The organism is Microbispora hainanensis, assembly GCF_036186745.1.
GTDB lineage: Bacteria > Actinomycetota > Actinomycetes > Streptosporangiales > Streptosporangiaceae > Microbispora.
The window spans coordinates 8,058,338-8,084,148 of sequence record NZ_CP108086.1 but is presented as its reverse complement, the minus strand read 5'-3'; the positions used below and the strand labels follow the sequence as shown (position 1 = coordinate 8,084,148).

Sequence of the window (25,811 nt, the reverse complement as noted above, 5' to 3'; positions counted from 1 at the left end):
CTCTCCCTTGCTCGGCGCTTACGTGGATGCCCGCCTCCCCCAGAGAGGGGTCCGTCTGGGGAAGGCGGGCGACTGGGGCGAGCCCGGGAACGCGGGCTACGCGGGGGTGCAGGTGACGGTCGACGGGGCGGTGCCCGAGCCGTTGCCGGTGAAGCCGAAGTTCGTCGTGGCGCCGGAGCCCAGGTTGCCGTTCCACGACAGGTTCGTCACCGTGACGTTCGATCCGCTCTGGCTGACCGTGCCGCTCCAGAGCTGGGAGATGGTCTGGCCGCTCGGGAACGACCAGGTCACCGTCCAGCCGGAGATGGCCGAGGCGCCGGAGTTGCGTACGGTGATGTCCGCCTGGAAGCCGCCCTGCCACGAGTTGACCAGCGTGTACGTCGCGGTGCACGCCTTGCCGGTCGCCGGCGACGGGCTGGGCGACGGCGACGGGCTGGGCGACGGAGACGGGCTGGGCGACGGCGACGGGGACGGGGACGGGGACGGCGAGGCGGAGGGCGACGGGGACGGGGACGGGGACGGCGACGGCGAGACCGAGGGGCTGGGCGACGGGGACGGCTCGGCCCCGGGCGCATTGCCCCAGATCTTGGTCGATCCCGAGTACAGCGTCATGTTCTGCACCGTCACCGGCGTGGACGGGGTGGTGGACACCCCCGTGTACGACCAGTCGTTCGACGGGTCCCACGAACCGGAGCTGGCGATGCGGAACTGCACCTCACGCCGCGACTCCGACTGTCCCTGCGGAGCGATGACCTGGCCGGAGCAGTCGATCGTGACGTAGTAGACCCTGCCGGAGAACTGCGTCGGGCCGGTCGGCGGCTTGCACTGGTTGTAGTTGGCCGTCAGCGTGATCTGGCTCGGCGTGGTGTCGCCGTCCAGGGTGAAGTAGTAGCGGAACGAGCCGTCGGTCAGGGCGCGGGCGGGCCAGGCCGAGTGGTTGTAGACCAGGGTCTTGATCTCGGTGAAGTTCTGGCCGCTGGCGTTGACCGCCGCCTGGAGGTAGATCTCCGGGCCGTCGGGGGTCTCCGCGACGGGGAAGTTCGACAGCGGGGTGCCGCCGTACTCCTTGTAGAGCCGCACCAGCGCGCTGGTGAAGCCGGCGTTGTAGTCGGTGGCGACCTCGTTCATCGTGTAGTCGGCGCGGCTGTCGGTGTAGGCGTCGTCGGCCGACTTGGGGCCGCCGACGAGCGCGCCGTACAGGATGTGGCGGCTCTGCGCCGGCTCACCGTTCAGGTTGTTGGTCCAGGTGCCGTGCGCGGTGCGGTGGTGCGGGTTGCGCGGCGGGTTGTTCCCGAAGCCGATCTCGTACGACGACTTGCGCGGGTTGTCGCCGAGCGCGTAGTTGATCTGCCGTACGGCGAAGTCGTGGTAGCGGGCCTTGCGCGTGGAGTCGGTGAGCCAGTCGCTGTAGTAGAGCGCGACGAACGCGGTGTTGGCGGCGTAGCGGAGCGATCCCCAGGAGTCGAGCACGGCCTGGCCGCCGGGGGAGTAGTTCACCCGCTGCCCGTTCACGCCGACCGTCCACCAGTCGAGCCACCGGTTCGCGTCGTCGGCGTACTGCTGCTTGCCGGTCAGCTTCGCCAGCAGCACGTAGCAGCCGTACGACTTGTCGTCCCAGGCGATCGTCCACTTGTACGACTTGGTGGTCGACTGCGGCTCGGTGCCGAGGTTGGCGTAGTACGACTCGGCCTTGGCGAGGTAGGAGGAGTCCTGGGTGGCGCGGTAGAGCCAGATGGCCCCCCACACCAGCTCGTCGTTGTAGCCGCTCCAGGACTTGTAGAAGTTCTGCGCGTCGGTGATGCAGTCGCTGTACTTGCCCCGCACGGTGTCGGCGAACGTGTAGAGCTGCTTGGCGTGGGTGAGCAGCTTGTCGGCGTACGACGGGTCGGTGGGCCGGAAGACGATCGAGGAGGCCGCCATCGCGGCCGCCGTCTCACCGGCCAGGTCGGATCCGCCGCACGAGGCGTCGATCTTGTACGAGGGCCTGCTCATCGGCAGCACCTCGGCCGCCCCCCACCAGGCGTGGTCGGCGTTGCCGTTGCCGACCTGGCCGTACAGGACGTTGGAGGAGGGGTGCGCCTTGACGAAGTAGTCGTTGACGAAGCGCAGGCTGTTCATCAGGTAGGTGAGCTGCCCGGACGAGGCGTAGGCGTCGCGGTAGTCCACCGCGCCCCATGCCAGCATCGTCGCGCTGAACGCCATCGGCAGGCCGAACTTGACGTGGTCGCCCGCGTCGTACCAGCCGCCGGTCAGGTCGAGACCGACGTCCTTGCCGTCGTTGAGCGCCGAGTCGCCGCGCCAGGTGACGCGGTTGGTGGACGGCAGTGTGCCGGACTGCTGGGCCTCATAGAAGAAGAGCGACTTCTGCAGCGCCTCGCCGTAGTTGAACGCCGGGGCGGCGGAAGCCGACTGGGGAACGGCGGCCGGGACGACCGCGGTGGAGATGATCAGCGCCGCAAGTGCAGGGAACGTACGCCGCATGGGGATGAGCCTCACAGAGGTGGGGGGTCGGGGGCGCGGCGGCGGGTCAGGCGCCGCCGCGCCCCGGCTTACTCGGTCGTGTCCCGGAGGGACACTTCCTTGGGGTGCGGTGAAGGGTCAGGCGACACCGCACCCCGGCTTACGGGGCGTGCTCAGCCGTTGGGGAAGAGCAGGCCGTACTGTCCGTACGCGGTGGCCACGTCGGTCTGCGCCCAGAAGCGGTGGTAGTGGAAGACCGGAGGGGTGCCGCCGTTCAGGTACGACTGGACCTTCGGCCAGTCCGGGTCGTTCTTGTACCAGGACCGGATGGAGATGAAGGTCGAGTTGCTGTTGATCGGGTCGCCGTTCGGCATCGTGCCGCTCCAGCCGGACGGGACGTAGATCGGGTCGTCCAGGCGGTTGTAGTCGGTCTTGGTCTCCGCGACCGACACGCCCTTGTCGTCCTGGTTGTTCTGCCAGATGCCGTCGAGCAGGGCCTTGGCCGTGCTCTTGGCCTGGGCGTTGCCCGACCTGGCCGCGTAGAACATCAGGGTCTTGGCGTACGAACCGGCCACGCCGATGTCGTCGGTGTAGTCCTGGATGGTCACGTGCAGCCCGGTGTTGGCCGGCGGCATCCCCGAGCCGCTGAAGCTGGCGTCCGGCTGGCCGCTCCAGTGCAGCGTCGACGGGATCTGGAAGGTGCCGTCGGAGTTGATCGTGGTGCCCGACAGCGCCCAGGCGACCCACTTGTCGAGGATGCTCTTGGCGTCGCTGTTGCCCGTGGCGTAGTAGAGCTCGGCCACGCGCTCCATCGACCACGCCTGGAAGCCGAACCACTGGTTGGACGGCGGGTCGTGGTAGACGGGCTGCCAGTCATAGGCCATGCCGAAGAACTTCGGCAGGCTCGACGGCGGGGAGGCGTAGTGGCCCTCCCAGCTGTTGGTCGCGCCACCGGCGATGGCGCCCTCGGCCGACTGCAGCCACTTGTAGAACTGCAGCTGGCGGGTGAGGCTGGTCGACCAGTCGCTGACGGCGGTCGAGCCCTTGGGCTTCAGCGCGTTGACGTTCGACAGCGCCCAGGCCGCCATCGGGTTCTGGTAGCCGCCGTGGTTGTGGCTGGAGCCGATGCGCCAGGCCCATCCGGCCGACGTGTCGTACGCGCCGCCCCAGGCGTAGTACCAGGACAGCAGGTAGTTCGACGAGTTCTTGCCGGTGCCCGCCGGGCAGGAGGTGCTGGTGCAGTTCGGCTGCTTGAAGTACTTGTCGTACATCGCGTAGCGCAGGTAGTCGCCCATCTTGGCGGCGTTGGCCACCGCGGTGGAGATCTGCCCCTGCTTGCCCTGCTCGGTCGCCCAGGTCAGCGCCCAGTAGGCGGCCTGGACGGCGCGGGCGTCGGCGTCCGGCGCGTTGGTGTACTTCCACTGCTTCGCGTACGACGCGTCACCGGTGAACAGGTCGAGGTACCCGTTCGGACCGCCGAATGCGAAGGTGTCGCACGACGGCTGCGGGATGGTCTCGAAGACCGACTCCTCGGGCCCGCGCTGGTAGGTGTTGATGTACGCCGGCTTGGTGGTGCCGTCGCCACAGCGGCCGTAGCCGTAGGTGTTGTCGACGTCCAGCAGCCAGTGCATGCCGTAGATGTCGGACGTGCCGTACGCGCTCTTCAGCTCGTTCGCGATCGGGTCGCTGCCGACGCTGACGCTGCTGTCGAGCCGGGACGGGTACTGGCTGATGTCGTTCCACTCACCCGCGTACGTCGCCGGCTTGCTGGGGTCGTACTTGTCGTTGGTGGGCTGGTCGGCGTGCGACGGGATGATGTACTTCTCCATCGTCGTCCACGCGGTGTTGAACTTCGTCCAGTCACCGGTGATCTTGCCGTACATCGCCTCCAGCCACAGGTAGTAGCTGAACGCCTCGGACGTCGTCTCGTGGCCCTGGTCGGGAGCCTCCACGAGCAGCGTCTCGACCGAGTGGTAAGGCACGCCCTCGGGCGAGAAGTACCCGTTGGCCGGGTCGTGGATCTTGTTGTACATCGTCATGAAGTTGTCGATGTACTCGTTGCCCGTGCCCGGAGTGGGGCTCGCCGATGGGGACGGGGACGCGGACGGCGACACCGACGGCGAGGCGGAGGGGGACGCCGACGGCGAGGCCGACGGGCTCGGCGAGGGCGAGGGCGAGGGAGACGGGCTGGGTGAGGGGCTCGGTGAGGGGCTGGCGGTCGCGCCGCAGGTCACACCGTTGATGGAGAACGAGGTGGGCTTGTTGTTGCTGCCGTTCCACGTTCCCTGGAAACCGATGTTGGTCGTCGTGCCGGTGCCGAGGCTCGCGTTCCACGGCATGTTCGTGGCCGTGACGGTGGCGCCGCTCTGGCTCCAGTTCGCCGACCAGCCGTTCGACAGCTGCTGCCCGTTGGGGAAGTTGAACCGCAGCGTCCAGTTGTTGATCGGATCGCCCAGGTTCTTGATGTCGAGGCTGACGGTGAAACCGCCCGATCCGGAACCCCAGGAGTTGAGCGCGTACTGCACGTCACAGGACACGGCGGCGGACGCAGGAGTCTGCGCCAGCCCGACGAGGAGGCCGCCGGACACGGCGGCGGCCGCCACAAGGGCGATCCGTCTCCGCGATCGTGGGAGCGCTCCCGTACTCAGAGCTCTCGTTCGCATTTGAGGAGGGTCTCCAAAGTGGGTTGGGGGTGGGAGCATCGGGTGAAGAAATGCCAGGTAGCGGATTTCGTGACCGATGCGGGCAAGGGTGGATCTGAACCGATACGATGGGAGCGCTCCCACATCAGGATTGTCGATTGGGCCCCCGGTATGTCAATCACGGGTTGCAATCGCCTCACGCCGTGGCCCGATCGGGCGGTGAGCCGAGGCCCCTTACTGGCCTTTTGCCACCCTCTGGCGGACGTGGCGCTGTTTCATAACTGAAACTTTCACGTGTAACAGCCTGGCCGTTCACCCCGCCGGGGCCCGTGGTTAGGGCTCTCGGCTGCGGGTAGGCGCTTCCCAACCCTGGAAGGGAGGCAGGCCATGACCATCCAGAAGGAGTCGCTTTCAACGGGCGAACTCGTCCGCCGGCTGTCCGAGGACGTCTCCCGGCTGATCCGCGACGAACTGCGCCTGGCGCGGCTGGAAATGACCCGCAAGGGCAAACGCGCGGGAATGGGCGCGGGCCTGCTCGGCGCCGCGGGTCTCATCGCGTTCTACGGCGGAGGCGCCCTCGTGGCCACGGCGATCCTGGCCCTCGCGCTCGTGCTGCCGGCCTGGGCGAGCGCCCTGGTCATCGGCGCCGCGCTGCTGGCGCTCGCCGGACTGCTCGCCCTGGTGGGCAAGGAGCAGGTGTCCCGCGCGACGCCGCCCACTCCCGACGAGGCGATGCGCAGCCTCAAAGCGGACATCGACGTCATGAAGGAGAGTGCGCGCAGATGACCGAGACCGACCCCAAGGCGGCCCGGCCGAAGGCCGGGACCGTGGGTGTGCACAGACAGGACGTGTCAGAGCCGGTCACCGACCCGGAGTCGCTGAACGCCGTACGGCAGGCGCAGCCCGGCCCCGAGCCCGTCGCCGAGGCCCGGGACACCGAGACCAGGGGCGCGGGCGAGCGGAGGAAGGGCCACGACGAGATCGCCGAGGTCCGTCAGGAGATCGAGCGGACCCGCGACGACCTCGGCGACACGATCGAGGCGCTGGCCGCCAAGGCCGACGTGAAGGCACGGGCGCAGCAGCGCGTGCACGCGACCACCGCGGCCGCGCGGGCCAGGGTGGCCGGTGTCACCGGACGCGTGCGCGAGGTCACGCCGGAGCCGCTGCGCGGAGCCGCGGCCAGGGCCGGCGAGCAGGCCAGGCGTCGTCCCGGCGTCGTCGCCGGGGCCGGAGCCATGGCGACGGCGCTGCTGGTGTTTCGCCGGATCTCCCGGAGCCAGGGCCGTACGACGAGGTCCGGCATGGCGAGGTCCGGCATGGCGAGGTCCGGCATCACGAGGTCCGGTATGGCGGGCATGCCGCGGATGCGCGGCGCGGGCGGAGCCCGCATGGGCAGCGGGATGTTCGGCGGGATGTCCGGCGGGATGTTCGGCGCCTCCCGCAGGACCGGGATGACCGGCGGCGGAACGCGGCCGTTCGGTTCCGGCATGTCCGGCACGAAGAGCAGAGCCGGGGCCACGAGCATGTTCGGCCGCGGTGCGCGCCTGTTCGGTGCCAGGGGCAGGGCAGGCACGAGGGGCCTGTTCGGCGCCAGGGGCAGGGCCGGCGGCATGGGCCCGCTCGGCGGCAAGGGCGTGTTCGGCGGGAAGAGGACGCCCGGGGGTATGAGCATGTTCGGCGGGAAGAGGACGCCCGGGGGCATGAGCATGTTCGGCCGCAGGGGGATGTCCGGCGGGCCGGGCCTGTTCGGCCGGAAGAGCGCGCGCGGCGGAACGGGCGTGCTCGGCATGCTCGGCCGGTCCCGCATGTTCGGCGGCCGGCGGCTGTTCCCGCAGCCTCGTCGCTCGGTCATGCGGAGGTTCGCGCATCGATGACCGGCCCGAGGCGGGCCTGAGCGAGGTGCCCGGGGCGTGGCGCGAAGCGCGCCGGGCGCCCGCGCGCCACCAGGGCTCCCCGGGGGTCGGCGAAGACAGGACGCGAAGGCCCGACGCCGAGCCTTGCTCATGCGGCGCCGGGCCGTTTCTCATGACTGGCCGGCGTTGCGGCGGGCGCGGAGCGCGCGGACTCTTCCCCGGCTCGCGCACGCGGGATTCGGGCACCAGCGCCGGCGTCCGGGCGGGTCGATGAAGACGCCCCTGCAGTCACTTTCGGGGCAGCTCTTCAGGGCCAGCCGGTCGGATCCGGTCATCTGGTCCACCGCCTGGCGGGCGATCCGGGCCAGGGCGTGCGCCGTGGTCGCCGGGGGCTCGCGCCGCAGCCGGTCGTCCGCGCTCAGCCGCACCGGATCGTCATGCTCGCCGAGGAAGGCGGCCAGGCCGGCCACGGCGTCCGCCGGCGGCGGCCGTTCCTCGACCGTGGCCAGCGCGAGCGCACGCAGCGTCTCGCGCAGCGCCCACGCGAGGTGCAGGTCGTCCTGGCCGGGTGGCCGGGCGGGGGACAGCTCGCACCGCTCCAGCCACTCCGCCAGGCGGGCGGGGGTGGCCAGCCGTTCCACCGGCGCCGCGCTGAACGTGCGGCCTTTGGTGGCGAGCAGGTTCAACCAGACCGCGCCGCAGTCGAAGCGGAAGGCGAGCTTGTCCTCGGTGGTCACGAAAACAGGGTAACGCTTCAGCCGTTACGTCCAGTACAGTCCTCCATGTAACGCACAAAGCGTTACACCTATCAAAGGAGGATCGGGGCATGACGATGAGGCGGCCGTCTGTGGAGGGACTGACGCGGGCCCGGCTGGACCGTGAGGAGGGCTACCGGCTGCTCGGCCTCCTGCAGGACGAGTCCTACCAGCGGTCCCTTCTGCCGGGGCTTGAGGAGATCGTCCCTGGATTCCCCGACTGGCTGGTCACGGCGCTGTTCGGCGGCACCTATCTGCGTGAGGGGCTGTCGCTGCGCGACCGGCAGCTCGTCAACCTCGCCGCCCTCACCGCCGTCGGTGGCGTCGACCCGCAACTGGCCGGCCATGTGAGGACTTCGCTGCGCGTGGGGATGAACCGGCAGGAGATCCTCGAGGTGTTCGTGCATCTGGCCCCCTACATCGGCGTGCCGAGGGCGCTGGCCGGGCTGCGCGTCGCCGTCGCGGCGTTCGCGGACACGGAGACGGACACGGAGACGGACGCGGACGCGGACACTGAGACGGACGCGGAGACGGACGCGGAGACGGAGACGGACACGGAGAGGGAAGGGGAAGGCGGCCGATGACGGCGGCCGTCAGGACCGTGCTGGGGGACATCCCGCCCGGGGAGCTGGGGGTCTGCGACGCGCACGATCATCTGTTCCTCGCCTCGCCGGCCCTGCCGGGCCAGGAACTGGACGACGCCGAGGCCGCGCTCGCCGAGCTCGACACCTTCGCCGCGCTCGGCGGCCGTGCGGTGGTGCAGTGGACCCCGTGGGGGCTGGGGCGGCGGGCAGAGGAACTGCCGGGCCTGTCCCGGCGGTCCGGCGTGCACCTCGTCTCCGCCACCGGCCTGCACCAGGCGCGGCACTACGACCCGGAGGAGTTACGCCGGGTCCGCAGCGGACTGGCCGGCCTGTTCGTCCGCGAGCTGACCGCCGGTCCCGTGAAAGCGGGCCTGATCAAGGTCGCCGGCGCCTATCACCGGCTCGACGACCACGCGCGGCACGTCATGGCCGCCGCGGCCGAGGCGCACCACGCCACCGGCGCGCCCATCGGCGTCCACCTGGAGGCCGGAACGGCGGCCATGGACGTGCTCGACCTGCTGTGCCGTACGCACGAGGTGCCCGCGCACCACGTGATCCTCGGGCACCTCCACCGGTTCCCGGACCCGCGCGTCCACCGGGAAGCCGCGGAGGCGGGCGCGTACCTGGCGTTCGACGGTCCGTCGCGGGCGCATCACGCCGCCGACTGGCGTCTGCTGGACTGCCTGGAAGCGCTCGCCGCCGCGGGACACTCCCGCCGGATCCTGCTCGGCGGCGACACGGTCACCGCGGCGGCGAGGTCCGGCGCCGACGGACCGGGCATGCCGTTCCTGCTCGGCGGCCTGCGACCGCGGATCGAGCGGGAGCTCGGGCCCGAGGTCGCAGCGGCGATCTTCGTGGAGAACCCGGCCCGGGCGTTCGCGGTCCACTGGCGGCGGCCGTGACTGCGGGCGGATCCGGAACGACGGAGCATGCGGACGGCGTCGCGGGCCGGGCTCACCCCGCGCGGAGCTGATCCAGAATAGTATTCTGGTGTGACGGTCCATGAAGCCCGCATCGGGCGCTACTACGAGGACTTCGTGGTCGGCGACGTCTACCAGCACCCGCTCGGCCGGACGATCAGCGAGGCCGACAACACCTGGTTCACGCTGCTGACGATGAACACCAACCAGAACCACTTCAACGCGCACTTCGCCGCCCGGGCTCCGGTCGGGAAGATCATCGTGAACTCGGGGCTCTCGGTGGCGATCGTGCTCGGGCTGTCGGTCATCGACGTGAGCCAGACGGCGATGATGAACCTCGGCTGGGACGAGATCCGGCTGACCCATCCGGTCTTCGTGGGCGACACCCTGTACGCCGAGTCGATCGTGGTGGACAAGCGCGAGTCGAGGTCACGGCCGTACGCCGGGATCGTCACCTGCCGCACGCGGGGCCTGAACCAGGACGGCGACGAGGTGATGTCGTGGCGGCGCGCGGTGATGGTCTACAAGCGCGACGCGCCCCACGACAAGGGGTATTTCCCGCGTGCCAAGACCGGCCCGATGGAGGCGTAGTGGACTTCGAGCTGAACGAGGACCAGCGGCTGTTCCGGCGGACGCTGCGGGAGTTGGTGGACAAGGAGATCGTCCCCGTCGCCTCCGAGTGGGAGCGCACCGGGCGCTATCCGGAGGAGATCGTCCGGCGGTTCGCGCAAATGGGGCTGTTCGGCATGACCATCCCGGAGGAGTACGGCGGCCTCGACCTCGACCGGGTGTCGTTCGCCCTCGTCTTCGAGGAGATCGCCCGGGGCTGGATGGGCGTGGCGGGAATCCTCGGCTCCCACTCCCTGTCGACCTGGATGATCGCCGAATACGGCACGGACGAGCAGCGCCGCCACTACCTGCCCGGCCTGGCCGGCGGCGCCCGCCGTACGGGGATCGCGCTGACCGAGCCGGGTGCGGGCACCGACCTGCAGGGCATCGCCACCCGGGCGGTCCGCGACGGCGACCACTACGTCGTCACCGGCACCAAGACCTGGATCACCAACGCGCGGCACGCCGACCCGCTGCCCGTGCTGGTGAAGACCTCGATCGAGACGCCCGCCCATCGGGGGATGTCGGTGCTGCTGGTGGACGCCGGCAGCGAGGGCCTGACCGTCAGCCGCGACCTGCCCAAGCTGGGCTACAAGGGCACCGAGACGTGCGAGGTCGTCCTCGACGGCGTACGCGTGCCGGTGTCGCGGCTGCTCGGCGGCGCCGAGGGGCGCGGCATGCAGCAGGTGCTGTCGGCGCTCGAACTCGGCCGTCTCAACATCGCCGCCCGCGCGGTCGGCGTCGCGCAGTGCGCCTACGAGGCGGCCCTCGGCTACGCCCGCGAACGGCACGCGTTCGGGCAGCCGATCGCCGATTTCCAGGCGATCCAGCTCAAGCTGGCCGACATGGCGACCGAGATCCAGGCGGCCAGGCTCATGACGTACTGGGCCGCCGTGCGGTCGGAGGCCGGGCCGGTGCGCAGCGAGGCGGCGATGGCGAAATACTTCGCCTCCGAGGTGGCGCTCAGAGCGACGATGGAGGCGATGCGGATCCACGGCGGCTACGGCTACTCCCAGGAGTTCGTGGTCGAGCGCCTCTATCGGGACGCGCCGCTCATGGCGATCGGGGAGGGCACCAACGACGTGCAGCGGCTGATCATCGCCAGGGCCCTCATCGAGGGCGACGCCACGCTCGGCTGGTGACCGTGGACGGCTGCGTGTTCTGCGAGATCGCGGCGGGCGAGCGGGCCGCCCACATGGTGCTGGACGACGAGGTCGCGGCGGCGTTCCTCGACGTCCGGCCGGTGTTCAAGGGGCACGTGCTCGTCGTGCCGCGCGGCCACGTCGAGACCCTGACGGACCTTCCGGCCGAGGAGATCGGGCCGTTCTTCTCCCGCGTCCAGGCCGTCGCGCGGGCGGTCGAGGCGGGCACGGGCGCGGCCGGCACGTTCGTCGCGATGAACAACCGGATCAGCCAGAGCGTGCCCCACCTGCACGTCCACGTCGTGCCGCGCAACCGCAAGGACGGCCTGCGCGGCTTCTTCTGGCCCCGGGTCAAGTACGACGGCGACGCCGAGATCGAGGACTACGCGGCCCGCATCCGCGCCGCGCTGGACGAATCCCTCCACATGTGAATCTACAACGTAAAGGTGCCCCTTCATGGACTTCCTCCGCACTCCTGACGAACGCTTCGCGGACCTGCCCGACTTCCCGTACGAACCCCGCTATGCCGAGGTGACCGGCGGCGCCCGGATGGCGTACGTCGAGGCGGGCCCGGCGGACGGGCCGCCGGTGCTGCTGCTGCACGGGGAGCCGAGCTGGTCGTTCCTCTACCGGCACGTGATGGCCGTGCTGGCCGAGGCGGGCTGCCGGGCCGTAGCCCCCGACCTCATCGGCTTCGGCCGGTCGGACAAGCCGTCCCGCCCGGAGGACCACACGTACGCCCGGCACGTGGAGTGGGTGCGGTCGCTCGCCTTCGACGCGCTCGGCCTGCGCGGCGTGACGCTGGTCGGCCAGGACTGGGGCGGGCTGATCGGGCTGCGGCTCGTCGCCGAGCACCCTGACCGCTTCGCCAGGGTCGTCGCCGCCAACACCGGCCTGCCGACCGGCGACATCCCGATGCCCGAGGTGTGGCACCGCTTCCGGCAGGCCGTCGAGAAGGCACCCGTGCTCGACATCGCCCGGTTCATCCAGTCGGGGTGCGTCACCGAGCTGCCCGAGCCCGTACGGCGGGCCTACGACGCGCCGTTCCCCTCCGAGGAGTTCAAGGCGGGGCCGCGGGCGATGCCGGGCCTGGTGCCGATCACCCCCGACGACCCGGCCGCGCCCGCCAACCGCGCCGCCTGGCAGACCCTCGTCACGCTCGACCTGCCGTTCCTCGTCGCGTTCTCCGACCGCGACCCCATCACCGGGGGGATGGCGCCGATCCTGAAGAAGTCGATGCCCGGCGCGGCCGGGCTCGACCATCCCGTCATCACCGGCGCCGGTCACTTCCTGCAGGAGGACGCGGGCCGCGAGCTGGGCGAGGCCGTCGCCGCCTTCGTCCGCGCGACGGCCGCACGGTAGGCCCGGCGAGAGGTCCGGCGGAAGGCCCGGCGAGAGGCCCGGCGGAAGGCCCGGCGGAAGGCCCGGCGAAGAGGCCCGGAGAGAGACGCGGCTCAGCGGCGGCCGGGGGCGGTCCGGCGCGCGATGGGGACCGTTCGCCGCCGCGCGAGCGGACGGGCGGCGCGCGCCGGGTAGGCTGCGGCGGCGTGGAACCGGTCGTGACAGTGCTCGTCGTCGCCGTGCTCGTGGCCGTGCCGGCGGTCGTGCTGTGGCGGGTCCTGCGCGGGCGGCGCGACCTCGGCAGCAGCCCCGCCGAGCGCGCGACGTTCGAGACGCTGCACACCGCCTCGCTGGCCGCGCCGCCGCTGCGCGCCGGGCTGACCCAGGCGGGGGCGCTCAAGGCGTCGCGGCACCTGCGCGAACTGCTCGGCTCCCCGGCCATCGCCATCACCAACGGCGAGGAGCTGCTCGTCTACGACGGCGTGGGCGACCACCACGCGGCCGAGGCGTTCGAGCACGCCGCCGAGACGCTGAAAGACGGCCGCACGCAGGTGCTCGCGCTCGACTGCCTGCGCCCCGAGTGCCCGATCAGGCACGCCGTGGTCGTCCCGCTCACCACCGACGACCGGGTCGTCGGCTCGCTCGCGGCGTACGGCGACCACGCCTCGGCCGGGCTGGTGCGGGCGGCGCAGGAGGTCGCGCGGTGGGTCGACTCCCAGCTTGAGCTGGCCGAGCTCGACCGGTCCCGCACGATGCTGATGGAGGCCGAGGTCCGGGCGCTGCGGGCGCAGATCTCGCCGCATTTCATCTACAACTCGCTGACCACCATCGCGTCGTTCGTCCGCACCGACCCCGAGCGGGCCAGGGAACTGCTGCTGGAGTTCGCCGACTTCACCCGCTACTCCTTCCGGCGGCACGGCGACTTCACGACCCTGGCGGAGGAACTGCGCTCGATCGACCGCTATCTCACGCTCGAACGGGCCAGGTTCGGCGACCAGCTCCAGGTCACGTTGCGCATCGCGCCCGAGGTGCTGCCGGTGGCAGTGCCGTTCCTGTGCCTGCAACCGCTGGTCGAGAACGCCGTACGGCACGGCCTGGAGGCCAAGCCGGGCGTCGGCCGCATCACGATCGTCGCCGAGGACGCGGGCGCGGAGTGCGTGATCACCGTGGAGGACGACGGCGTCGGCATGGACCCCGACCGGCTGCGCCGGGTGCTCGCCGGGGAGGACCGCTCGGGCGCGGGCGGCATCGGCGTGGCCAACGTGGACGAGCGGCTGCGTCAGGTGTACGGCGACGAGTACGGCCTCGTGGTGGAGACCGGAGAGGGCGCCGGCACCAAGGTCGCCGTACGCGTCCCCAAATATCACCCCGGCGTCCGGACCTGATCCTTCACGCCCTGACCATTCGGAAAGCTATGCGTATCCCTATGATTACTGTTAGCTTTCACGCCGGTCAGGCCGCCCCTCGCCCGGAGGTTCCACGCCGATGAGTGTGACGATCACGTTCGGCCGGCAGGGGAGCCGGTGTCCGTGGCCCCGGGACGACACGCGCGACCTGCCGGAAGGATTCCGCTACGAGATCGAGGACGGGAACCTCCTGGTCGAGAACTCCCCCGCACCCGAGCACCAGTACGTCGCCTATCGGCTCATGCGCCTGCTGAATGACGCGGCCGAGGACGCCGGGCTGGATCTGATCACCATCGGGCCGGTCGACGTCGACGTCCCGGGGCCGCTGCCCGGCTACCGCAGTCCTCCCGATCTCGTCACCGTGCCGGGCAAGCTGGCCGAGGGCGGCTATGACCTGCTCAAGGGGCACGACACACTGATCGCCACCGAGATCACCGGCAAGGACGCGGTCACCCGCGACATGATCACCAAGCGGCAGGTCTACGCGAGCATCGGCATCCCGTTCTCCTGGGTGGTCCGCCTCGACCAGCCGGAGCCGCGCGTCATCGTCTTCGAGCTCGTCGCGGGGGAGTACCGCGAGCGTCACGTAATGCGGACGGGCGAGCCGGCGACGCTCGACGAGCCGTTCCGGGTGACGCTCGACCCCGGGGCGCTGCTGCGCCGCCGTCCGGGCTGACCCCCGGGCCGGCGCGATCCCAGCCGTGATGCGGTCGTGATGGGGAGGCGTTGACTTCCACACGTTTCGGTCATCACTCTCTAGGGGATCGGTCGGTGAAAGGGGTGATCGTGAGCGGTCTGCGGGTTCTGGCGGTGGACGACGAGCAGCCCGCGCTGGAGGACGTCGCCTACCTGCTGCGCGCCGACCCCCGCATCGGTGACGTGCTCACCGCCCGCGACGGGGCCGCCGCGCTCCGGCTGCTCGACCGCGCCATCGCGGACGGCAGGCCGATCGACGCGGTCTTCCTCGACATCCGCATGCGCGGCCTCGACGGCGTGGTGCTGGGCCGGCTGCTGACCCAGTTCACCCGCCCACCGAAGATCGTTTTCGTGACGGCGTACGAGGACCACGCCGTGGACGCCTTCGAGCTGAAGGCCGAGGACTACCTGCTCAAGCCCGTACGGCCGGAGCGGCTCGCCGAGGCGATCCGCCGGGTGTGCGGCAGCCGGGGCGAGCCGGGGGAAGGGCCGCAGGCGGACACGATCCCGGTCGAGCTGGGCGGCGTCACCCGGTTCGTGGCGAGCACCGAGGTGCGGTACGTCGAGGCGCAGGGCGACTACGCGCGGCTGCACACGGCGACCGGCAGCCACCTGGTGCGCATCCCGCTGGCCACGCTGGAGGAGCGCTGGGCGTCGGCGGGGTTCCTGCGCGTCCACCGCAGTCACCTCGTCGCGGTCAAGCACATCGACGAGCTGCACATCGACTCGGGCAAGTGCGTGGTGCGGGTGGGGGAGACCGAGATCCCGGTGAGCCGCCGCCACACCCGGGAGCTGCGCGACCTGCTCGTCCGCCGGGCCCGCCGGGGCCAGGCCCAGTGAGCGGGCGGTGAGGGCACGATGAGCGGCAAGCCCCGCAGGGCGGCGGCGTCCGGCACGCGCGGACAGGGCGAGGGCGCGGCGACGGGCGGGAAGCCCCGCAGGGTGGTGGTCACCAGCCCGCGCACGGCGGCGGCGCCCAGGCCACGGCACCCGCTCACCCGGGAGATCGACGAGCAGACCCGCCTCGGCGAGGTCTACATGGGCTCCCTGGTGCGCACCCAGTTTCGCCTGGCGTTGTTCGTGTGCAGCCTGCTCGCCTGCGTCGTGGGCGGGCTGCCGCTGCTGTTCCTGCTGGCCCCGGAGCTGCGCGCGGCCGAGCTGCTCGGGCTGCCGCTGCCGTGGGTGGTGCTGGCGGGGCTGATCTATCCGGCGCTCGTCGGGGGCGCCTGGCTGTACGTGCGGCAGGCCGAACGCAACGAACGCGACTTCGCCGACCTCGTGGAGCGCCGATGAAGACCGTGTGCCGGCCGCGGGGAGTGCCGACGAGAACGGCGCACCGGTGAACCAGATCGTCGCGGTCGTCCTGGTGATGCTGGCGACCGTGCTCATCGGCGCGTTCGGCATCCGGGTTTCCCGCACCACGTCGGACTTCTACGTCGCCTCCCGCACGGTCTCGCCCCTGTGGAACGCCTCGGCCATCGGCGGGGAGTATCTGTCGGCGGCATCCTTCCTCGGCGTCGCGGGGCTGATCCTCACCTTCGGCGCGGACATGCTGTGGCTGCCGGTCGGCTGGACCGGCGGCTACCTCGTGCTGCTGGTGCTGGTGTCGGCGCCGCTGCGGCGGTCGGGGGCCTACACGCTGCCCGACTTCGCCGAGGCGCGGCTGGAGTCGATGGCGGTGCGGCGGCTGTCGAGCGTGCTCGTCGTGCTGATCGGCTGGCTCTATCTGATGCCGCAGTTCCAGAGCGCCGGGCTGGTCTTCCGTACGATCACGGGGGCGCCGCCGTGGACGGGGAGCCTGCTGGTGGCGGCGGTGGTCGCGACCAACGTGCTGTCGGGCGGCATGCGGTCGATCACGTTCGTCCAGGCGTTCCAATACTGGCTGAAGCTGACCGCGCTCGCGGTGCCGCTGGTCTTCATGCTGATGGCCTGGTGGTCGGACGGACGGCCGGGGCTCGCCCCGGGGGACGAGTGGGTGCTGCCGCTGCACGGCCAGGAGCATCCGGTCTACGAGACGTACTCGCTGATCCTGGCGACGTTCCTCGGGACGATGGGGCTGCCGCACGTGCTCGTCCGCTTCTACACGAACCCGGACGGGATGGCCGCCCGCCGCACCACGCTCGTCGTGCTGACCCTGCTCGGCGCCTTCTATCTGATGCCCGCCGTGTACGGCTACCTCGGCCACGTCTACGGCATGCCGGAGAGCGACACCGTGGTCATCGCCCTGCCGGGCAGGCTGGTCGGCGGGCCGGTGGGCGAGTTCCTGACGGCGCTGGTGACCGCGGGGGCGTTCGCGGCGTTCCTGTCGACGTCGTCAGGGCTGACGGTGTCGGTCGCCGGGGTGATCGCTCAGGACATGCTGCGCGGCGGGGTGCGCGCGTTCCGGGTCGCGACCCTGCTCGCGGTGCTCGTGCCGTTCGCTCTGGCGGGCGTGGCCCGGTCGCTGCCGGTGGCGACCGTGGTGGGGCTGGCGTTCGCCGTGGCCGCCTCGTCGTTCTGCCCGCTGCTGGTGCTCGGCATCTGGTGGCGCAGGCTGACGACGGCGGGGGCGATGGCCGGCCTGCTGGCCGGGGGAGGGCTGGCCTGCACGGCGGTCGTGGTCACGATCATCGGCGGCCCGCACAGCGGCTGGGCGGGGTCGCTGCTGGCGGAGCCGGCGGCCTGGACGGTGCCCGTGTCGTTCACGGTCATGGTGGTGGTGTCGCTGCTGACGCCGTCGCGGGTGCCGCGTGGCGTGGCGCGCACGATGGTCCGCCTGCACACGCCCGAGACGCTGAACGTCGACCGGGGCGACTGGCGGCCGCGTTTCATGTAGCCGGGCGTTTGCGGTCGCGTTTCATGTAACGCATGGGTGACCGCTCAGCGCGTGCAACCGACCATTCGTCGCAGGGATGCGCCATGTGAACGAGCGGGCGCTACGGCTGGGCGACTCGGCGGCTCCCGGGACTCGTCGCCGCGCAGGGCGCGCTCCTACGTTGAAGTGATCCAGATCACTGCCGAAGGAGATCTTGTGACCGTCCAGCACGATCCATCGGTCTATGAACGTATACAGGCGGGTGAGCAGTTCCAGGAGCTGCGCCGCCGCTACCGGTCCTGGGCGTTCCCCATGACCATCGCCTTCCTGGTGTGGTACCTGCTCTACGTGGTGCTGTCGGGCTTCGCCCGGGACTTCATGGGCGCCAAGTTGTTCGGCAACATCAACGTCGCCCTCGTCTTCGGTGTGCTGCAGTTCGTGTCGACGTTCCTGATCGCGTGGGCGTACTCGCGGCACGCGGAGGCCAAGCTCGACCCGATCGCCGACGAGCTGCGCGGCGGGGCCGAGACCCACGACGAGGTCGGGGAGGGCGCGAAGTGAGTCACGAGACGCTGTCCACGATCCTCTTCGTGATCTTCGTTGCCGGCACACTGGCGATCACGTTCTGGGCCAGCCGCCACACCAAGAGCGCGGCGGACTTCTACGCCGGCGGCCGGTCGTTCAGCGGCCTGCAGAACGGCCTGGCGATCGGCGGCGACTACATGTCGGCCGCGTCGTTCCTCGGCATCGCCGGCATCATCGCGCTGTCGGGCTACGACGGCTTCCTCTACTCCATCGGCTTCCTCGTGGCCTGGCTGGTGGCGCTGCTGCTCGTCGCCGAGCTGATGCGCAACTCCGGCAAGTACACGATGGCCGACGTGCTGGCGTTCCGCATGTCCCCGCGCCCGGTCCGTACGGCGGCCGGTGTGTCCACGATCGTCGTGAGCATCTTCTACCTGCTCGCGCAGATGGTCGGCGCGGGCGCGCTCGTCGGCCTGCTGCTCGGTGTCCACTCCGAGGCCGGCAAGATCTGGACGATCATCTTGGTCGGCCTGCTGATGATCATCTATGTCGTGTTCGGCGGCATGAAGGGCACCACCTGGGTGCAGATCGTCAAGGCCGTCATGCTGATGGTCGGCGCCGCGCTGATCACCCTGCTGGTGCTCGGCAAGTTCGGCTTCAACCTGTCCGGCCTGCTCGGCGACGCCGCCAACGCGAGCGGCAAGGGCGACGCCTTCCTCAAGCCCGGTCTCAAGTACGGCACCGAGGCCCAGGGCGTCTGGGGCAAGATCGACCTGATCAGCCTCGGCCTGGCCCTGGTGCTCGGCACCGCCGGCCTGCCGCACGTCCTCATCCGCTTCTACACCGTGCCGACCGCCAGGGACGCCCGCAAGTCGGTCATGTGGGGCATCGGCATCATCGGCGTGTTCTACCTGCTGACGCTGGTGCTCGGCTTCGGCGCCGCGGCCCTGGTGGGCTCGAAGACGATCGCCGAGGCCGACAAGGCCGGCAACACGGCGGCCCCGCTGCTCGCCCAGCAGGTGGGCCAGGACATCTTCGGCGACGTCGGCGGCACGGTGCTGCTGGCGGTCATCGCGGCGGTCGCGTTCGCCACGATCCTCGCGGTCGTCGCGGGCCTGACCCTCGCGTCGTCCTCCAGCTTCGCCCACGACCTTTACGCGCACGTGTTCAAGCGGGGCGGCGCCACCGAGCGCCAGGAGGTCGTGGTCGCCCGGATCGCCGCGTTCGTGATCGGCGCGGTCGCGATCGCGCTGAGCATCTTCGCCCAGTCGCTCAACGTGGCCTTCCTCGTCTCGCTGGCCTTCGCGGTCGCCGCGTCGGGCAACCTTCCGGCGATCCTCTACAGCCTGTTCTGGAAGAGGTTCAACACGGCGGGCGCGGTCTCGGCCATCTACGGCGGCCTCATCTCCGCCGTGGTGCTGGTGATCTTCTCGCCGGTCGTCTCCGGCGCGCCGACGGCGATGTTCCCCGACGCCGACTTCCACGTGCTCCCGCTGTCGAACCCGGGCATCTTCTCGATCCCGATCGGCTTCCTGTGCGGCTACCTCGGCACGATCCTGAGCAAGGAGTACAACGGCTCGAAGTACGCCGAGATCGAGGTCCGCTCGCTCACCGGCCTCGGTGCCGAGAAGGCCACGAGCCACTGACACCGGTTTCCGGCCACACGTCGCCGGCCCCAGGCGCCGCCTCCCACCGCCGCCGAGGGCCGGTGACCCCGGTGCGCCCGGCCGCGGGCGCTGTGCCACTCGGCACGGGGCTCGCGGCCGGGCGTATGCCTGCCCTGTCCCTCGCGTCATGGTGTTGGGGCACCCACTGTGGTTAAGGTTCGGTCCGTGGACAGCCCTCTCCAGACCGCCAAGGCGTGGTCGCGCTCGCGGAGAAGGAAGCAGCCGCCCGACGGCGACGCCCGCACCCGCATCCTCGACGCCGCCGAGGAACTGTTCGCGGGCGGCGGCTACGAGGCCACGCCCACCGCGCGCATCGCCGAGCTCGCCGGTGTGCCCAAGGGCCTGGTCTTCCATTACTTCCCCCGCAAGATCGACGTGCTGATCTCGCTGGTGGACGAGCGCACCGTGGTGATCGAGGAGGAGGTGGAGGCGGTGCCCGGCGACGCGGCCGGCGCGCTGTCGCGGCTCGCCCGCAGGCTGCCGCTGCACGCGTCCCCCGCGATGCGGCGCATCCTGTTCCGGGAGGCCGACACGCACCTGTCCGTACGGGAGCGCCTGGGCCGCCTGAACACCGAGATCATCCGCCGGGCCAGGTTCGCCCTGGAGCTCGCCCTGCCGGGCGGGCGGGGTGACGCGGCCCGCCTGGAGGCCGCCGCCGCGACCTTCGCCGCGGTCCTGCTCTACCAGGAGAGCATCTGCCTGCTCACCGGCCATCACATCGATCCCGACGCGGTCGCCGAACTGATCGCGGGCGCCCTGCGCTGACCGGGGCCGTGACCCCCGAGGTCAGGCGGGCACCATCTCCCCCTGCTCGTTCCCGGGCCGTACGGCGGAGTCTTCAGCGGGGTCTTCAGCGGGGTCTTCAGCGGGGTCTTCAGCGGAGTCTTCGGGGGAGTCGTCGAGCAGGGCCAGCAGCTCGTCCATCGCCTCGCGCAGGTGACCGATCATGCTCCAGACGTCGGGCAACCGGGCCGGGCAGGCGACGACGCCGAAGTCCAGCCGCCCGTCGTACGACGCGCAGGTGATGCTGATCCCCCCGGTGGCGTCGGTGACCACCGACAGCGGGTGGTAGGCGATCATGCGGGCGCCGCACAGATACAACGGCAGGCGGGGCCCCGGCACGTTCGACACGATGAGGTTGACGCCCGCCCCCGCGACCCCCGCGAGGCGGAACACCACCGGCGTGGCCAGCGCCGCGAAGGCATTCGGCACCATGGCGCACACGTCGTCGAGCCAGGTGCGGTGGGAGACGGCGAAGCGCCGCTTGGCGGCGGCCAGGGCCGAGCGCACCGCCGCCAGGCGTTCCGCGGGAGAGGCGACGTCCGTGGCCAGCGGTGTGATCATCGCGGAGATCCGGTTGCCGACCCAAGCGGCGTCCCGGGACGGGTCGCCCGCCGGCCGCCGCGAGCGCAGCGTCACCGGCACGGCGGCCACCAGTGGCCGGGCGGGCAGCGCGTCGTGGGCGAGCAGCCAGCGCCGCAGCGCCGACGCGCACAGCGTCATCACCACGTCGTTCGGGCCCATGCCGAAGGCCCTGGCCACCCTCCTGATCTCCGCCAGCGGCACGGAGCCGAGGGCGACCTCCCGCTCCGCGGAGATCGGGCCGTTGAACGGCGTGCGCGGCGCGACCAGCGGAGGCGTCGCGGGCAGCGGGCGCGCGTCTCCGGCGATCACGCGGGCGGCCTGGGCCAGGCGCCGGGCGTCGGGCAGCGCCGCCACCACCGGGATCGCGTCCAGGTCGGCCGCCGCGCGGGCGAGCGAGCACAGCGTCTCCACCGGCTGGACGATCGACCGGGTGATCGCGCCGGCGAGCATCGCGAGCGTCCCGGGCACCTGCGGCGACACCGGTGCGGGAGGCGCCTCCACCCGGCGCGGCTGCGGCGACGGGTCGAGCAACGCGGTCAGGATCTCCGAGCCCGACACGCCGTCGATCGCGCAGTGGTGCACCTTCGTGTAGAGCGCGCACCGGCCGCCCTCCAGGCCGTGGATGAGGTGCGCCTCCCACAGCGGCCGGCCGCGGTCGAGCCGCCGCGCGTGGACGCCCGCGACATAGGCGGCCAGTTCGCGTTCCCCGCCGGGCGCCGGGAGCGTGGTCTCGTGCACGTGCGCGTCGAGGTCCACGTCGGGGTCGTCCACCCAGTACGGCCGGTCGAGCCCGAAGGGCACGTCGGCCAGCCGCATCCGCAGCGGCGGGGCGAGGTGCAGCCGCTCGCGCAGCAGGGCGATCAGCGCATCCCTGGTCAGAGCGCCGGAGGGCGAGGCCGACGGGTCGAGTATGGCGACGCCCGCCACGTGGGTCGCGGTGGTCGCCGACTCCACGCTCAGGAACTGCGCGTCGAGTGCCGTCAACTGGCGCATCTCGTCATCCTCCCCGCTCACGCCGCCGCCCGGTCCGCCGTGGGGCCGTTCGCCGGCATCCAGGGATTCGCCGAGACCGGAGCCGGGGCCCCTGGCGCAGGATGAGCGCCCGCACGCGCACCGTGACCATCATCGCCGCGGGGTGTTTCCACCGCGTGTCTCCCGCGTACCGCCGGGGGATGTCCAGCCGAATCCCTGACCTGCGGGAGACGGTCGGCCCCCGGCGGTCCCGCGCGGCGCGCGGGACCGCCGGGCCGCGTCGAGGGGCCGGAGGCGACCGAGCCGCGGGGGTCAGGCCGTCACGAGGGATCGGAGGCGGGGGACGACGTATTCGCCGACGCGGTACGCCTCCTCCAGGTGAGGCCAGCCGGAGAGGACGAACTCGTCGATGCCCACCGCGGCGTACTCGCGCAGCAGCGCGGCGACTTCGTCGTAGGAGCCGACGAGAGCGGTGCCCGCGCCTTCGCGCACCAGGCCCACACCGGCCCACAGCCCCGGGTGGATCTCCAGGTCGCGCGTGCCGCCGTGGTGGAGCTCGACCATGCGGCGCTGCCCCACCGAGTCGTAGCGGGCGAAGCGCCGCTGCGCCTCGGCGATGCGGGCCGGGTCCATGCCGGCGAGCAGGCGCTCGGCCTCCGCCCAGGCGGCGGACGCGGTGTCGCGGGCGATGACGTGCACGCGCAGGCCGTAGCGCAGTTCGCGGCCCTCCGACGCGGCCAGGCCGCGCAGCCGGTCGATCCGCGCCGCTATGGCCTGCGGTGGTTCGCCCCACATGAGCGCGACGTCGGCGCGGCGGGCGGCGACGCGTTCTGCGGCGGGGGAGGCGCCGCCGAAGTAGACGTCCGGCACCGGAGTGATCGGCTCGGCCAGCCCGCCCGCCTCGACCCGGTAGTGCTCGCCGTGGTGGTCGAAGGGCACGCCGTCCCAGGCCAGACGCAGCACCTGGAGGAACTCGTCGGTTCTCGCGTAGCGGGCGTCGTGGTCGAGGAAGTCGCCGTACGCGCGCTGCTCGACCGGGTCGCCGCCCGTGACGACGTTCACCAGCAGCCGCCCGCCGGAGACCTGCTGGAACGCCTGCGCCTGCTGGGCCAGCAGGGTGGGCAGGGTGTAGCCCGTGCGGAACGCGACCAGCGTCTTGAGCCGCTCGGTGTGCTGGGTCAGCGCAGCGCACACGATCCACGGGTCGGGGCAGCCCGCGCCGACCGGGGTGAGCGCGGCCTCGAATCCGGCCTGCTCCGCGGCTGCGGCCACCTGGCTCAGATAGGCGATGGTGGCGGGACGCGCGGTGGGCCGGAAGCTGTCGGTGGTGGTGATGGCGGAGCGGACGTCGTGCCCGTCGCCGGTCGTCGGCAGGAACCAGTGGAAACGCATCAGTTCACCTCGTCAGCGGACGCGGACCGGCGCACGGCCGCCGAAGACGCCTCGCCGGCCGACGCGGAAAACCAGTAAAACCACCTGATTCAGTGGGAAATGTAATGCTCTTCCGATCGCCCGCGCAAACCCGGCACGCCCGGCCCCGGCGTCCGGCCCCCCGCGTCCGGGCCCCGCGCCCGGAGCCGGCACCGTACGGCGGGGCCGCCGTGTGGACGGCCCCGCCGAGAGGGCGCGGCTTCAGGCCGGAACGCCGTCCGTCACGGCCCGCGGCCGGACCGGGAAGCGCAGCCCCAGGCGGCCGCGCAGAGTGGGATGGCTGTACTCCCGCTGGAACAGCCCGCGCTCCTGGAGGATCGGCACCACGAGCCTGGCGAAGCTCTCCAGGTCGACGGCGGTGTCGGCCGGCATGACCGTGAAGCCGTCCGCCGCACCCGCCTCGAACCACGCCTGCAGGTCGTCGGCGACCTGCTCGGCCGAGCCCACCAGCAGCCGGTGTCCCGACCCGCCCGCGCTGCGCTGGACCAGCTCGCGGGGCGTGCGCGGACCCTCCGCGAGCAGCGCCCGCGTGGAGGCGCCGAAGCCCGCGGAGAAGGCGTCGCCGGGGATGGAGCCGGGCAGGTCGCCGACGCCGATCGGGTCGTCGGGACCGAACCCGTCCTCGGGCAGGCCCAGGTTGCGCAGCAGCACCCTCGTCAGCCGCTCGATCGGCAGCGTGGCGTACAGTTCGCGCTCCCGGCGCCGGGCCTCCTCCTCGGTCGCCGCGATGAGCACCACCACGCCGAGGGAGACCTTCACGTCGTCGGGGTGGCGGCCGGCCGCGACCGCGCGGCGGCGGATGTCGTCGCGGAACGCGACGGCCCTGGCCCGGGTCTGCGCCACGGTGAACACGACGTCGGCGAAGCGACCGGCCAGGGCGAGCCCGCCCTCGGAGCCGCCCGCCTGGACGACGACCGGACGGCCCTGCGGCCCCGGGCCGACCGGGAGGGGCCCGGCCACCGAGAAGAACTCGCCCACGTGGTCGATCCGGTGGATGCGGGAGGGGTCGGCGTAACGGCCGCTCTGCTTGTCGGCGACGATCGCGTCCGGCTCCCAGCCGTCCCACAGCCGGGTCACCACGTCGAGGAACTCGTGCGCCCGGCGGTAGCGGGTCTCCTTGCCGGGATGCTCGGCCAGGCCGAAGTTCGCCGCCGCGGCGGGCGTGCCGGTGGTGACGACGTTGACGGCCGCGCGGCCCCTCGTCACGTGGTCGAGCGTCTGGAACCGCCGGGCCAGGTTGTACGGCGAGTTGTACGTCGTCGAGCTGGTGGCGATCACCCCGAGGTGCGTGGTGATCGCCGCCAGGTTGCCCAGGAGCACGAGCGGGTCGAGCCCGGTGCCGGGCGCCTCCTCGATCTCGCCGCCCAGCGCGGGGGCGTCGCCGAGGAAGACCGCGTCGATCTTCGCCTCCTCGGCGATCCGCGCCAGCCGCTGGAAGTGGCCGATGTCCAGGTAGGCCAGCGGGTCGGCGTGCGGCAGCCGCCAGGCGTGCCGGAAGTGGCCGGGCGTCATCAGCGACAGGGCGAGATGGAACCCGCTCATCGCGTGCCGCCCGGGACCGTGACGGGCTGCCGCGCGGGACGCCAGCCGAGCAGGGGGGCCAGCTCTCGCGCGGCGGAGGTGAGCAGCCGGAGGTGTTCGCCGGACTCGGGCACGCCGGGGACGAAGTTCACCAGCAGGTCGGTGACCTGACGCAGCGCCGGATCGGCGGCCAGCTCGGCGGCGAGCGCCTCCGGCGGGCCGAGCAGGGCGTGGTCGGCCTCCAGATACTCCTCGACGCCGAGGTTCGCGACGTCCCTGCGGGAGGACAGCCAGCTCTGCCAGCGCCGGACGCCGGGCGTGACCAGGCGTACGGCCTCCGCCCGGTCGGGGTGGGGATAGACGGCCCGGGAGACCTGCACGCGGGGCGCGCGGCCGGGATCGGGCCATGCCTCCTCGTGGGCCTCCTCGTGGGCCGCGCGGTAGGCCGCGATCCACTCGGCCTGCTGCCGCTGCGCCTCGCGCACGGTGCCGCCGCGCCAGGCGGTGGCGCGGGAGAGCTGCAGCCCGTCGCCGGCGCGTCCGGCGGCGGCGGCCGCCGCGTGAGCCAGTTCGGGGTCACCGGTGGTGGCCTGCCACAGCCGCCGCCGCAGCCCGGGCGCGGGCGGGTGGAGCACCTCGCCGAGGCTGTTGAGCGTCGTCCCCTCCAGCACCTCGTGCAGCCGCGCCACGGAGGCGTCGAAGAGCCGGTGCCGGTCGGCCAGGTCCTTCCCGAACGCCTCCCAGGCGCCCGGGAAGGGACCGGAGCCCACACCCAGTTCGAGGCGGCCGCCGCTGAGCTCGTCGAGCGTCGCCGCGTCCTCGGCGGTCTTGAGAGGGTCCTCCAGCGGGAGCACCAGCACACCGGTGCCCAGCCGGATGCGCGTGGTGTGCTCGGCGATCGCGGCGAGCACGACCAGGGGTGCGGAGACGTGCTCGTTGCCCTGGCGGAAGTGCCGCTGGATGACCCATCCCGAGTCGTAGCCCAGTTCCTCGGCGGCCACGAACAGGTCGATCGCCTCCCGGTAGGCCCGGCCCGGCGGCAGGTCGCCGTCGAGGTGCAGCAGGAAGCCCAGGCGGAAGGGCCGGCCGTCCTCGACGCCGGCCCCGATCGTCGTGGTGAGGTCGCTCACG

At 71.8% G+C, this 25,811-nt stretch carries 23 protein-coding genes; 16 read left to right on the top strand and 7 right to left on the bottom strand.

The features are described from left to right. Positions 1-96: 96 nt before the first annotated feature. Both OHB01_RS36675 and OHB01_RS36670 read right to left on the bottom strand, forming a co-directional pair. On the bottom strand, positions 97-2,481 hold the full coding sequence (locus OHB01_RS36675; protein ID WP_328854608.1) for a glycoside hydrolase family 9 protein: 2,385 nt from the start codon (positions 2,479-2,481) through the stop codon (positions 97-99). A 152-nt stretch (positions 2,482-2,633) separates the two neighbouring features. Further along, a complete protein-coding gene (locus OHB01_RS36670) occupies positions 2,634-5,123 on the bottom strand; it encodes a glycoside hydrolase family 48 protein (protein WP_419197559.1) in 2,490 nt (829 codons plus the stop codon). A gap of 366 nt (positions 5,124-5,489) precedes the next feature. Between OHB01_RS36670 and OHB01_RS36665 the strand changes: the two genes are divergently transcribed. Then, positions 5,490-5,888: a phage holin family protein gene (locus tag OHB01_RS36665; protein WP_142645316.1), complete on the top strand. Its 399-nt coding sequence runs from the start codon at positions 5,490-5,492 to the stop codon at positions 5,886-5,888. Next, positions 5,885-6,976, top strand: coding sequence for a DUF3618 domain-containing protein (locus OHB01_RS36660; RefSeq protein ID WP_147944014.1), 1,092 nt, complete (start codon positions 5,885-5,887; stop codon positions 6,974-6,976). Before OHB01_RS36665 ends, OHB01_RS36660 begins: the two co-directional genes overlap by 4 nt. Positions 6,977-7,125: 149 nt before the next feature. Here the strand turns inward: OHB01_RS36660 and OHB01_RS36655 are convergent, their stop codons facing one another. Further along, positions 7,126-7,692, bottom strand: a complete 567-nt coding sequence (locus OHB01_RS36655; RefSeq protein WP_142645314.1) for a CGNR zinc finger domain-containing protein — start codon at positions 7,690-7,692, stop codon at positions 7,126-7,128. An 89-nt stretch (positions 7,693-7,781) separates the two neighbouring features. Between OHB01_RS36655 and OHB01_RS36650 the strand changes: the two genes are divergently transcribed. The 14 genes from OHB01_RS36650 (at position 7,782) to OHB01_RS36585 (ending at position 20,156) form a co-directional block, all read left to right on the top strand. Further along, positions 7,782-8,294 carry a carboxymuconolactone decarboxylase family protein gene (locus tag OHB01_RS36650; RefSeq protein WP_205829773.1) on the top strand — a complete coding sequence of 171 codons (513 nt, stop codon included), beginning with the start codon at positions 7,782-7,784 and terminating at the stop codon, positions 8,292-8,294. Then, positions 8,291-9,196 carry a phosphotriesterase family protein gene (locus tag OHB01_RS36645; protein WP_147944013.1) on the top strand — a complete coding sequence of 302 codons (906 nt, stop codon included), beginning with the start codon at positions 8,291-8,293 and terminating at the stop codon, positions 9,194-9,196. Before OHB01_RS36650 ends, OHB01_RS36645 begins: the two co-directional genes overlap by 4 nt. 90 nt (positions 9,197-9,286) lie before the next feature. Then, complete coding sequence (locus OHB01_RS36640; protein WP_142645312.1) at positions 9,287-9,805, top strand: MaoC family dehydratase; 519 nt, start codon at positions 9,287-9,289, stop codon at positions 9,803-9,805. Continuing rightward, positions 9,805-10,965 carry an acyl-CoA dehydrogenase family protein gene (locus tag OHB01_RS36635; protein WP_328854606.1) on the top strand — a complete coding sequence of 387 codons (1,161 nt, stop codon included), beginning with the start codon at positions 9,805-9,807 and terminating at the stop codon, positions 10,963-10,965. Before OHB01_RS36640 ends, OHB01_RS36635 begins: the two co-directional genes overlap by 1 nt. Next, positions 10,962-11,396 (top strand): HIT family protein, encoded by a 435-nt coding sequence (locus OHB01_RS36630; RefSeq protein WP_312845714.1) that lies wholly within the window; start codon positions 10,962-10,964, stop codon positions 11,394-11,396. The genes OHB01_RS36635 and OHB01_RS36630 overlap by 4 nt, the downstream gene beginning before the upstream one ends. A gap of 25 nt (positions 11,397-11,421) precedes the next feature. After that, complete coding sequence (locus tag OHB01_RS36625; RefSeq protein ID WP_328710514.1) at positions 11,422-12,327, top strand: haloalkane dehalogenase; 906 nt, start codon at positions 11,422-11,424, stop codon at positions 12,325-12,327. Between the two features lie 185 nt (positions 12,328-12,512). Then, positions 12,513-13,691 carry a sensor histidine kinase gene (locus OHB01_RS36620; RefSeq protein WP_142645309.1) on the top strand — a complete coding sequence of 393 codons (1,179 nt, stop codon included), beginning with the start codon at positions 12,513-12,515 and terminating at the stop codon, positions 13,689-13,691. A gap of 100 nt (positions 13,692-13,791) precedes the next feature. After that, positions 13,792-14,388, top strand: coding sequence for a Uma2 family endonuclease (locus OHB01_RS36615; protein ID WP_142645308.1), 597 nt, complete (start codon positions 13,792-13,794; stop codon positions 14,386-14,388). Positions 14,389-14,498: 110 nt separating this feature from the next. Continuing rightward, positions 14,499-15,248: a LytR/AlgR family response regulator transcription factor gene (locus OHB01_RS36610; protein ID WP_142645307.1), complete on the top strand. Its 750-nt coding sequence runs from the start codon at positions 14,499-14,501 to the stop codon at positions 15,246-15,248. 18 nt (positions 15,249-15,266) lie between these two features. Continuing rightward, on the top strand, positions 15,267-15,701 hold the full coding sequence (locus OHB01_RS36605; RefSeq protein WP_328710513.1) for a hypothetical protein: 435 nt from the start codon (positions 15,267-15,269) through the stop codon (positions 15,699-15,701). 7 nt (positions 15,702-15,708) lie between these two features. Next, a complete protein-coding gene (locus OHB01_RS36600) occupies positions 15,709-17,223 on the top strand; it encodes a cation acetate symporter (protein ID WP_312845713.1) in 1,515 nt (504 codons plus the stop codon). Between the two features lie 195 nt (positions 17,224-17,418). After that, positions 17,419-17,763 carry a DUF485 domain-containing protein gene (locus OHB01_RS36595; protein WP_185948907.1) on the top strand — a complete coding sequence of 115 codons (345 nt, stop codon included), beginning with the start codon at positions 17,419-17,421 and terminating at the stop codon, positions 17,761-17,763. Then, entirely contained in the window at positions 17,760-19,370 is a 1,611-nt protein-coding gene (locus OHB01_RS36590; RefSeq protein WP_142645305.1) for a cation acetate symporter, read from the top strand. The genes OHB01_RS36595 and OHB01_RS36590 overlap by 4 nt, the downstream gene beginning before the upstream one ends. Positions 19,371-19,556: 186 nt before the next feature. Continuing rightward, a complete protein-coding gene (locus OHB01_RS36585) occupies positions 19,557-20,156 on the top strand; it encodes a TetR/AcrR family transcriptional regulator (RefSeq protein WP_142645304.1) in 600 nt (199 codons plus the stop codon). 21 nt (positions 20,157-20,177) lie between these two features. On the opposite strand, the gene OHB01_RS36580 is transcribed toward OHB01_RS36585, so the two are convergent. The 4 genes from OHB01_RS36580 to OHB01_RS36565 form a co-directional block, all read right to left on the bottom strand. Then, positions 20,178-21,749: a WS/DGAT/MGAT family O-acyltransferase gene (locus tag OHB01_RS36580; protein ID WP_142645303.1), complete on the bottom strand. Its 1,572-nt coding sequence runs from the start codon at positions 21,747-21,749 to the stop codon at positions 20,178-20,180. Positions 21,750-22,040: 291 nt separating this feature from the next. After that, positions 22,041-23,120 carry an LLM class flavin-dependent oxidoreductase gene (locus OHB01_RS36575; protein ID WP_142645302.1) on the bottom strand — a complete coding sequence of 360 codons (1,080 nt, stop codon included), beginning with the start codon at positions 23,118-23,120 and terminating at the stop codon, positions 22,041-22,043. Positions 23,121-23,360: 240 nt separating this feature from the next. Next, positions 23,361-24,701, bottom strand: coding sequence for an NtaA/DmoA family FMN-dependent monooxygenase (locus OHB01_RS36570; RefSeq protein WP_142645301.1), 1,341 nt, complete (start codon positions 24,699-24,701; stop codon positions 23,361-23,363). Then, positions 24,698-25,810 carry an LLM class flavin-dependent oxidoreductase gene (locus OHB01_RS36565; protein ID WP_142645300.1) on the bottom strand — a complete coding sequence of 371 codons (1,113 nt, stop codon included), beginning with the start codon at positions 25,808-25,810 and terminating at the stop codon, positions 24,698-24,700. Before OHB01_RS36565 ends, OHB01_RS36570 begins: the two co-directional genes overlap by 4 nt. Position 25,811: the final 1 nt, after the last annotated feature.

What these genes read in the sequence shown, in the direction of transcription:
- OHB01_RS36675 (WP_328854608.1), bottom strand. Translation starts at nt 2,481, where the DNA reads ATGCGGCGTACGTTCCCTGCACTTGCGGCGCTGATCATCTCCACCGCG.
- OHB01_RS36670 (WP_419197559.1), bottom strand. Translation starts at nt 5,123, where the DNA reads ATGCGAACGAGAGCTCTGAGTACGGGAGCGCTCCCACGATCGCGGAGA.
- OHB01_RS36665 (WP_142645316.1), top strand. Translation starts at nt 5,490, where the DNA reads ATGACCATCCAGAAGGAGTCGCTTTCAACGGGCGAACTCGTCCGCCGG.
- OHB01_RS36660 (WP_147944014.1), top strand. Translation starts at nt 5,885, where the DNA reads ATGACCGAGACCGACCCCAAGGCGGCCCGGCCGAAGGCCGGGACCGTG.
- OHB01_RS36650 (WP_205829773.1), top strand. Translation starts at nt 7,782, where the DNA reads ATGACGATGAGGCGGCCGTCTGTGGAGGGACTGACGCGGGCCCGGCTG.
- OHB01_RS36645 (WP_147944013.1), top strand. Translation starts at nt 8,291, where the DNA reads ATGACGGCGGCCGTCAGGACCGTGCTGGGGGACATCCCGCCCGGGGAG.
- OHB01_RS36625 (WP_328710514.1), top strand. Translation starts at nt 11,422, where the DNA reads ATGGACTTCCTCCGCACTCCTGACGAACGCTTCGCGGACCTGCCCGAC.
- OHB01_RS36615 (WP_142645308.1), top strand. Translation starts at nt 13,792, where the DNA reads ATGAGTGTGACGATCACGTTCGGCCGGCAGGGGAGCCGGTGTCCGTGG.
- OHB01_RS36605 (WP_328710513.1), top strand. Translation starts at nt 15,267, where the DNA reads ATGAGCGGCAAGCCCCGCAGGGCGGCGGCGTCCGGCACGCGCGGACAG.
- OHB01_RS36580 (WP_142645303.1), bottom strand. Translation starts at nt 21,749, where the DNA reads ATGCGCCAGTTGACGGCACTCGACGCGCAGTTCCTGAGCGTGGAGTCG.
- OHB01_RS36575 (WP_142645302.1), bottom strand. Translation starts at nt 23,120, where the DNA reads ATGCGTTTCCACTGGTTCCTGCCGACGACCGGCGACGGGCACGACGTC.
- OHB01_RS36570 (WP_142645301.1), bottom strand. Translation starts at nt 24,701, where the DNA reads ATGAGCGGGTTCCATCTCGCCCTGTCGCTGATGACGCCCGGCCACTTC.